The sequence below is a fragment of the Streptomyces monashensis genome, from assembly GCF_001866665.1.
GTDB lineage: Bacteria > Actinomycetota > Actinomycetes > Streptomycetales > Streptomycetaceae > Streptomyces > Streptomyces monashensis.
The window spans coordinates 17,780-27,924 of the sequence record NZ_MLYO01000005.1 but is presented as its reverse complement, the minus strand read 5'-3'; the positions used below and the strand labels follow the sequence as shown (position 1 = coordinate 27,924).

1 protein-coding gene is annotated in these 10,145 nt (G+C 76.7%); it reads left to right on the top strand.

The annotated features are described in order from the left end of the window. Nucleotides 1-30 precede the first annotated feature (30 nt). On the top strand, nt 31-10,137 hold the full coding sequence (locus tag BIV23_RS00505) for a type I polyketide synthase (RefSeq protein WP_071378674.1): 10,107 nt from the start codon (nt 31-33) through the stop codon (nt 10,135-10,137). Nucleotides 10,138-10,145: the final 8 nt, after the last annotated feature.

Sequence of the window (10,145 nt, the reverse complement as noted above, 5' to 3'; positions counted from 1 at the left end):
GGCACCGCCCGGTTCAAGGAAGTGACTCTCGTGGCTGACGACGACAAGTACGTGGAATACCTCAAGCGGGTCACGGGTGAACTCCGCCAGACCCGCCGCAGGCTGCGCGAGGTCGAGGACCGCAGCCGGGAGCCGATCGCCGTCGTCTCGATGAGCTGCCGGTTCCCCGGCGACATCCGTTCGCCCGAGGACCTGTGGCGGCTCGTCGACGAGGGCCGGGACGCCATCGGCCCGCTGCCTCAGGACCGCGGCTGGGACATCGCGGACCGCTACGACCCCGACCCCGACCGGCCCGGCACCTTCTCCACCCGGGAGGGCGGCTTCCTGCGCGACGCCGCCTCCTTCGACGCCGCCTTCTTCGGCATGAGCCCGCGCGAGGCCCTCGCCACCGACCCGCAGCAGCGAATCCTGCTGGAGGCGTCGTGGGAGCTGCTGGAGCGCGCCGGCATCCGCCCGCAGACCCTGCGCGGCAGCTCCACCGGCGTGTTCGTGGGAGCCGCGACCTCCGGCTACGGCCAGGGTCCGGTCGAGGTGCCCGAGGACGTGCACGGACTGATGCTCGCCGGCAACGCGACCTCGGTCGCCTCCGGCCGCATCTCCTACGTCCTGGGCCTGGAGGGACCGACGGTCACCGTAGACACCGCCTGCTCCTCCTCCCTGGTCGCCCTGCACTGGGCGGTGCAGGCGCTGCGCGCCGGTGAGTGCGACCTCGCCATGGCCGGCGGTGTCGCCGTCATGGCCACCCCGGGCCTGCTGTTCGAGTTCAGCAGGCAGCGCGGACTCGCCCCGGACGGCCGCTGCAAGGCGTTCGCCGAATCCGCCGACGGCACCGGCTGGTCCGAGGGCGTGGGCCTGCTGCTGGTGGAACGCCTCTCCGACGCCCGCCGCAACGGACACCCGGTGCTGGCCGTGGTCCGCGGCTCCGCCGTCAACTCCGACGGCGCCTCCAACGGGCTGACCGCGCCCAACGGGCCCGCCCAGCAGCGTGTCATCGAACAGGCCCTCGCGGGCGCCGGGATCACCGCGGCCGACGTCGACGCCGTCGAGGCGCACGGCACCGGCACCACCCTCGGCGACCCCATCGAGGCCCAGGCGCTGCTCGCCACCTACGGCCGCGCCAAGTCCGCCGAACGGCCCCTGCACCTGGGCTCGTTGAAGTCGAACCTCGGCCACACGCAGGCGGCGGCCGGCGTCGCCGGCGTCATCAAGACGGTCATGGCCCTCCAGCACGGACGCCTGCCCCGCACCCTGCACGTGGACCAGCCGTCCACCCACGTCGACTGGGACGCCGGGCACGTCCGGCTGCTCACCGAGGCCATCGACTGGCCGGTCACCGAAGGCCGTCCCCGCCGCGCCGCCGTCTCCTCCTTCGGCATCAGCGGCACCAACGCGCACACCGTCCTGGAGGCCGCACCCGCCGAGGAGCACCAGGACACCGGCACGGCACCCGCGACCACCGTACGGCTGCCGCTCGCGCCCTGGCTGCTGTCCGCGCGCGGCGCCGAAGCGCTGCGCGCCCAGGCCGCCCGCCTCCTCGCGCACACCGACGCCCACGCCGCCGACGACCCGCACGTCACCGCCCGCGCCCTCGCCCGCACACGGCAGGCCTTCGAACACCGGGCCGTCGTCCTCGCGGCGGACCCGGCCGGCACCCGCGACGCCCTGCGCGCCCTCGCCGCGGGGGAGGAGCACCCGGCCGTCGTGACCGGCCGCACCCTGCGCGGCGCGACCGCGTTCCTCTTCTCCGGACAGGGCGCCCAGCGCCCCGGCATGGGCCGCGAACTGTACGACGCGTTCCCCGTGTTCGCCCGGACCTTCGACGAGGTGTGCGCCCACCTCGACCCCGAACTGGGACTGAGCCTGAAGGAAGCCGTCTTCGACAGCGCCCCGGACGACGCTGCGCTGCGGGAGACCGGGCTCGCCCAGCCCGCCCTGTTCGCCGTCGAGGTCGCCCTCTACCGCCTGCTGGAATCGTGGGGCGTCACCCCCAAGTACCTCCTCGGGCACTCGCTGGGCGAACTGTCCGCCGCGCACGTCGCCGGCGTGTGGTCGCTGCCCGACGCCTGCCGGCTCGTCGCCGCCCGCGGCCGCCTGATGCAGGACCTGCCGCCCGGCGGCGCCATGGTCTCCGTCGAGGCCGCCGAGGACGAGGCGGCCGCGCTGCTCGCCGAACACGGCGGCGCCGTGTCGGTCGCCGCCGTCAACGGGCCGCGCGCCACCGTGATCTCCGGCGACGAGGCCGCCGTCGAGGCCGTCGCCTCGGCACTGGGCGCCCGCGGCCGCACCACCCGCAGGCTCCGGGTCTCGCACGCCTTCCACTCGGCGCGCATGGACTCCGTCCTGGACGCCTTCCGCGCGGTCGCCGAGAGCGTCACCGCGCACCCGCCGCGCCTGACCGTGGTCTCCAACCTCACCGGACGCCCGGCCACCGCCGAGGAACTGACCTCCGCCGACTACTGGGTGCGCCACCTGCGCCACGCCGTCCGCTTCGCCGACGGCGTCGACTGGCTCGCCGCCCACGGCGTCACCCGCTACCTGGAACTCGGCCCCGACACCACCCTCACCGCGCTCGCCCGCACCGCACTGCCCGACGACACCGTCGAGCGGTTCTGCGCGCCCGTGCTGCGCAGGGACCGCCCCGAGCCGGACACGCTGCTCGCCGCCGTCGCCGCCGCCCACGCCCACGGAGCCTCCGTCGACCTGGCGGCCCTGCTCGGCAACGACCCGGCCGACCCCGAAGTCGACCTGCCCACCTACGCGTTCACACGCGAGCGCTACTGGCTGCGGCCCGCCGACACCACCGGCGACGTCACCGGCGCCGGGCTCACCGGCACCGGACACCCGCTGCTCGGCGCCGTCGTCCGCGTCGCCGACGACGACCGGGTGCTGCTCACCGGCCGGCTGTCCACCCGCACCCAGCCCTGGCTCGCCGACCACACCGTGTCCGGCACCGTCCTGCTCCCGGGCACGGCGTTCGTCGAACTCGTGCTGCGCGCCGGCGACGAGGTCGGCTGCGGCCTCCTCGACGACCTCACCCTCGAAGCCCCGCTGGTCCTCCCGGACACCACCGGCGTCCAGCTCCAGATCGCCCTCGGCGCCCCCGACCCCGACGGCCGCCGGCCGGTCACCGTGCACTCCCGGGCCGACGCCGACGACGACAGCCCGTGGACCCGGCACGCCATCGCCGTCCTCGCCCCGGCGCCCGCCGCACCCGAGGCCGAGCCCGTCGCCTGGCCCCCCGCGGACGCCCACAGCCTCCCGCTGGACGGCTTCTACGACGCCCTCGCCGCCCAGGGCTACCGGTACGGCCCCGTCTTCCAGGGCCTGCGGGCCGCCTGGCGCTCCGGCGACACCTGGTACGCCGAGGTGGTACTCCCCGAGGACCAGCACCGTGACGCCGCCCGGTTCGGCCTGCACCCGGCCCTCCTGGACGCCGCCCTGCACACCCAGCTCGCCGGTGCCGGCGGCGACGACGGCGCCGAACAGGCGGGCGTGGGGCTGCCGTTCGCGTTCAGCGGCGTCACCCTGCACGCCGTCGGCGCCACCGAGCTGCGGGTCCGCCTGGACCGCGGCCCCTCCGGTGCCGTCAGCCTGCACCTCGCCGACGGCACCGGACACCCCGTCGCCACGGTGGACTCCCTCGTCAGCCGCCCGGTCTCCCAGGGCGCCCTGCACACGTCCCGGCCCGCCGACGGCGCCCTGTTCACCGTGCGCTGGAGCGACACCGCCCTGCCCGACACTGCGGACACCGACGGCTGGCGGCTCGGCTGCGGCGATCCCGCGGGCCTGGTGTCCGCCCGGCCGGCACTCGGCGCCGACGACACGCCCACGGCCGTCGTCCTGCCGTACGCCTCCGCCCCCGGTGAGACTCCCGCGAGCATCGTCGGCCGCGTCCTGACCGACCTGCAGACGCTGCTGGCCGATCCGCGCACCGACGGCGCCCCGCTCGTGATCGTCACCTGCGGCGCCGTGAGCGCGGCCGACGGCGAGGACGTGACCGACCTGTCCGCCGCCGCCGTCTGGGGCCTGGTCCGCTCGGCCCAGACCGAGAATCCCGGCCGGCTCGTCCTCGCCGACCTCGACGACACCGACGCCTCCCGCGCCGCCCTCGCCGCCGCCGTCAGCACCGGCGCCACCCAACTCGCCCTGCGCGACGGTAGGTTGCGCACACCGGCGCTGGCCCGTACCGCCACGGCCGACCGGGCGCCCGGCTGGGACGCCGACGGCACCGTACTGATCACCGGCGGCACCGGCGCGCTCGGCGCCCTGGTCGCCCGCCACCTGGTCACCGCCCACGGCGTGCGCTCCCTGCTGCTCACCTCCCGGCGCGGCCCCGACGCCCCCGGCGCCCGCGAGCTGAGGGACGAACTCACCGCGCACGGGGCCGCCGTACGCGTCGAGGCCTGTGACGCCGCCGACCCCGGCACGCTGGCCGCGCTGCTCGGCACGCTGCCGGCCGGCCGGCCGCTGCGCGGCGTGGTGCACACCGCGGGCATCCTCGACGACGGCGTGCTCGGCTCGCTCACCCCCGACCGGCTCGCCGCCGTGCTGCGCGCCAAGGCGGACGCCGCGCTCGCCCTGCACACAGCGACCCGGGACGCCGACCTCACCGCCTTCGTCCTGTTCTCCTCCGCCTCCGGCCTGCTCGGCGGCGCCGGACAGGCCAACTACGCCGCCGCCAACACCGTCCTGGACGCCCTCGCCCACCACCGCCGGGCCGCCGGTCTGCCCGCCACCTCACTGGCCTGGACCCTGTGGGACCACGACAGCGGCATGACCGGCGGCCTCGGCGACGAGGACCGGCGCCGCATCGCGGCCTCCGGCCTGCCCGCCCTGGACCCCGCGCAGGCGCTGCGACTGCTCGACGAGGCCCTCGCCACCGGCGAGCCGCTCCTCGCGCCGCTGCGCACCGACCCGGCGGCCCTGCGCTCCGCCGCCTCCGCCGGCCGGCTGCCCGCCCTGCTGCACGGCCTCGTCCCGGCACCGGCCCGGCGCACCGCCCGCGCCGGCGACGCGGACGCCTCCGTCCTCGGCCGCCGCCTGGCCGGGCTGTCCGCACCCGACCAGGAACGCCTGCTGCTCGACGTCGTCCGACGGCACGCCGCGGTCGCCCTCGGACACGGCTCGGCGGGCGCCGTCGACGGCGAACAGTCCTTCAAGGATCTCGGCTTCGACTCCCTCACCTCCGTCGACCTGCGCAACCGGCTCAACGCCGAGACGGGACTGCGGCTGCCCGCGACGCTCGTCTTCGACCACCCCCGCCCCAGCGCGCTCGCCCGTCACCTGGCCCGTGAACTCACCGGCACCGCCGAGGAGTTCGCCACCACGACGGCCGCGGCCGGGGAGGACGACCCGGTCGTCATCGTCGCCATGGCCTGCCAGTACCCGGGCGGTGTCAGCTCGCCCGAGGACCTGTGGCGGTTCGTGTCCGAGGGCGGCGACGCCATCGGCGCCTTCCCCGCCGACCGCGGCTGGGACCTGGACCGCCTGCCCGGCCTGGAGGCCGGATTCCTGTACGGCGCCACGCACTTCGACGCCGCCCTGTTCGGCATCGCCCCGCGCGAGGCGCTCGCCATGGACCCCCAGCAGCGGCTGCTCCTGGAGAGCTCCTGGGAGGTCTTCGAGCGCGCCGGCATCGACCCGCTGTCCCTGCGCGGCACCGGCACCGGCGTCTACGTCGGCGCGATGGGCTCCGGCTACGCCTCCGGCCTGGCCGACATCCCCGAGGGCATGGAGGGCTACATCGGGCTCGGCGTGTCCGGCAGCGTCATCTCCGGCCGCGTCGCCTACACCTTCGGCCTGGAGGGGCCGACCATGACGGTGGACACCGCCTGCTCCTCCGCCCTGGTCGCCCTGCACCTCGCCGCCCACGCCCTGCGCCAGGGCGAGTGCTCCATGGCGCTGGCCGGTGGTGTCACCGTCATGGCCACACCCGGCACCTACACCGAGTTCACCGCCCAGAACGGGCTGGCCGCCGACGGCCGTTGCAAGGCGTTCGCCGCCTCCGCCGACGGCACCAGCTTCTCCGAGGGCGTCGGCATGCTCCTGCTGGAACGCCTCTCCGACGCCCGCCGCAACGGACACCCGGTGCTCGCCGTGGTCCGCGGCTCCGCCACCAACCAGGACGGCGCCTCCAACGGCCTGACCGCCCCCAACGGCCCCTCCCAGGAGCGCGTCATCCGGCAGGCGCTGGCCTCGGCCGGCCTCACCCCGGCCGACGTCGACGCCGTCGAGGCACACGGCACCGGCACCACCCTCGGCGACCCCATCGAGGCCCAGGCGCTGTTCGCCACCTACGGCCGCGGGCGCCCGGCGGGCGAACCCCTGTTGCTGGGCTCCGCCAAGTCCAACTTCGGGCACACCCAGGCCGCCGCGGGCGCCGCGGGCGTCATCAAGATGGTCATGGCCATGCGCCACGGCGAACTGCCCCGCACCCTGCACGTCGACGAGCCCTCCCCGCACATCGACTGGTCCAGCGGCACCATCGAGCTGCTCACCGAGGCCCGGCCCTGGCCGGCCCGCGACGACCGGCCCCGCCGCGCGGGCGTCTCCTCCTTCGGCATCAGCGGCAGCAACGCCCACGTCGTCCTCGAGGAACCCCCGGCCGCCGAGCCCGCCGCCGAGCGCCCGGCGCCCGCCGCCGTGCCCCGCGTGTACCCCGTCTCCGGACACACCCCGGACGCGCTGCGCGCCCAGGCGGCCGGGCTGCGCACCCACCTCCTGCACCACGACGACGACCCCCGCGACCTCGCCCGCACCCTCGCCGTCGCCCGCCACCCGCAGGCCCACCGCGCCGCGGTCGTCGCCGCGGACCGCGAGGAACTCCTGGCCGGGCTCGCCGCCGTCGCCTCCGGCGACCCGCACCCCGGCACGGCCACCGGCACCGCCGACGGCGGACGGCTCGCCGTCCTGTTCAGCGGACAGGGCGCCCAACGCCCCGGCATGGGCCGCGAGTTGTACGACTCCCACCCCGTCTACGCGCGGACCTTCGACGCGGTGTGCACCGAACTCGACCGCCACCTCGACGGACCGCCGCTGCGCGACGTCGTCCTCGCCGCCGAAGGCAGCGCCGACGCCGCCCTGCTGGACCGCACCGCCTACACGCAGGCCGCACTCTTCGCCCACGGCACCGCCGCCCACGCCCTGGCCACGTCCTGGGGCGTACGGCCCGACGTGCTCGCCGGGCACTCCATCGGCGAACTGACCGCCGCGCACGTCGCCGGTGTCCTCGACCTGGCCGACGCCTGCGCGCTGGTCGGCGCGCGCGGCCGGCTCATGCAGAGCCTGCCCGAGGGCGGCGCCATGGCCGCGCTGGAGGCGACCGAGGAGGAGGTACTGCGCCTGCTGGCCGACCGCGCCGACCGCGTCGCCGTCGCCGCGGTCAACGGGCCCGTCTCCGTGGTCGTCTCCGGCCGTGCCGAGGACGTCACGGAGATCGCCGCCGAGTTCGCCGCACGGGGCCGCAAGACCCGGCGCCTGAACGTCAGCCACGCCTTCCACTCGCCGCTGATGGACGCCATGCTCGACGACTTCCGCGCCGTCGCCGCGCGCGTGGGCTTCCACGCCCCCACCGTGCCGGTCGTGTCCAACGTGACCGGAGCCCTCGCGGCCGGCGACGACCTGCTCACCCCCGACTACTGGGTGCGCCACGTCCGTGAGGCCGTCCGCTTCGCCGACACGGTCCGCACACTGGAGGAGAGCGGAGTCACCCACTGCCTCGAACTCGGCCCCGACGCCACCCTCACCACCCTGGTGCAGGACGGCCTCAGCGCGTCCGCGAGCGTGACCGCCGTATCCCTGGCCCGCCGCGACACGCCCGAGGACCGCTCCGCGCTGCTCGCCGCCGGCACGCTGCACGTGCACGGGCTCGGCGACGTACCGGCCGTACCGACCGCCACCGAGGCCCGGCCCGTGCCCCTGCCGACGTACGCGTTCCAGCGCGAGCGCTTCTGGCTGGAGGCGTCCGCGCCCGCCGCCGCGGCCGGGCAGGACGCCGCGTTCTGGGAACTCGTCGAGGCCGCGGACCCCGCCGCCCTCGCCGAGCGCCTCGCCGTCGACCGCGACGCCCCGCTCAGCGCCGTACTGCCCGCGCTCGCCGCCTGGCGCGGCGAGGACCGCAGGCAGGCGCAGATCCAGCGCTGGGAACACCGCGTGGTGTGGCGGCCCGCCGCGGACACCGCCGCCACCCTCACCGGCCGCTGGCTCCTCGTCGTACCCGCCCGGCTCGACGGCGGCCCCTGGGCGACCTCCGTCGCCGACGCGCTCACCGCCCACGGCGCCCGCGTCCGCGTCCTGCCCGTCGACTGCGCCACCACCGACCGCACCGCCCTGGCCGCCGCCCTCGCGGACCTGCGCCAGGACGACGGGCCCTGGACCGGCGTGGTGTCCCTGCTCGCCGCCGACACCGACGCGCTGCCCGGACACGACGCCGTACCGGCCGGTCTCGCCGCCACCACCGCCCTCGTCCAGGCACTCGCCGACGACGCCGACGGCACCGGCGCGGTGCGGCTGTGGGCGCTCACCGCGGGCGCCGCGGGCGTGCTCGGCACCGAGGCACCCGTCGCCCCCGAGCAGGCCGCCGTGTGGGGGCTGGGCCGCACCGCAGCCCTTGAACACCCGCAGCTCTGGGGCGGTTTGGTGGACCTGCCCGCCGGGACCGGCGCCGCCGTACCGGCCGACCTCGCCCGGCGCCTGGCCGCCGCGCTGGCCGGCCGCACCGGAGAGGACCAGATCGCCGTACGGCCCGCGGGCACCTTCCTGCGCCGCCTCGAACGCGTCCCGGCCGGTACGCCCCTGGCGCCCGCGCCCGACTGGTCGGGCACCGTCCTGCTCACCGGCGCCACCGGCGCGCTCGGCCTGCGCACCGCCGCCTGGCTCGCCGCGCAGGGCGCCACCCGCATCCTGGCCGTCAGCCGTTCCGGCGCGGCCTCCGAAGGCGCCGCCCGCCTCAAGGACGCGCTCGCCGACTCCGGTACCGAACTGGTCCTGGCCGCCTGCGACACCGCCGACCGCGAGGCACTCGCCGCGCTCGTCGCCGAACACCCCGTCGACGCCGTCGTCCACACCGCCGGTGTGCTCGACGACCGGCTCCTCGACGGCATGGACACCGCCGCCCTGGACCGCGTCCTGCGCCCCAAGCTGGCGGCCGCCCGTCACCTCGACGAACTGACGCGGGGGCGCGAGCTCAGCGCGTTCGTCCTGTACTCGTCGGTCTCCGGCACCCTCGGCACCATCGGCCAGGCCAACTACGCGGCGGCCAACGCCTACCTGGACGCCCTGGCCGAACAGCGCAGGGCCGCCGGGCTGCCCGCCACCTCGCTGGCCTGGGGGCCGTGGGCGGGCGGCGGCATGGCGAGCGCCGACGCCGACGGCGAGAACCGCATGCGGCGCGGCGGCATCGACCCGCTCGACCCCGAGCGGGCGGTCGACGCCCTCGGCCGGGCCCTCGCACGCACCGACGCCGTCCTCGCCGTCGCCGACATCGACTGGGCCCGCTTCGCACCCGGCTTCACCACCTCCCGGCCCAGCCCGCTGCTCTCGGACCTCCCCGAGGTCCGCGACCTGCTCGCCCAGCGTCCCCAGAGCACCGCGGGCGCCTCGCAGGCCCTGCGCGAACGGCTCGCCGGGCAGTCGGCCGCCGAACGCGAACGCACCCTGACCGCGCTGGTGCGGACCGAGGCCGCGGCCGTCCTCGGCCACACCGGCACCGACCGCGTCGGCGCCGCGACGGCGTTCAACGCCCTCGGCTTCGACTCGCTGATGGCCGTCGAACTGCGCAACCGGATCGGCGCCGCCACCGGCCTCACGCTGCCCGCCACGCTGCTGTTCGACCAGCCCAGCGCCACGGCGCTCGCCGGGTATCTGCGCGGCCGGCTCTCGGACGACACCGACGGCGCCGCCGCCGTCCTCGCCGGGCTGGACACCCTGGAGGCGGCCCTCGCCGCACTGCCGCAGGACGACGCCCGACGCGACCGCGTCGGCGCCCGGCTGCAGTCCCTCCTCGGCGGCTTCACCGGCCGGGCCGCAACCGCCGTCGCCACCCCCGCCACCGGCGGCGACGACGTCAGCGACCGGATCCAGTCCGCCGGCGCGGACGAGATCTTCGACTTCATCGAGAACGACCTCGGCATCTCCTGACGGCACGG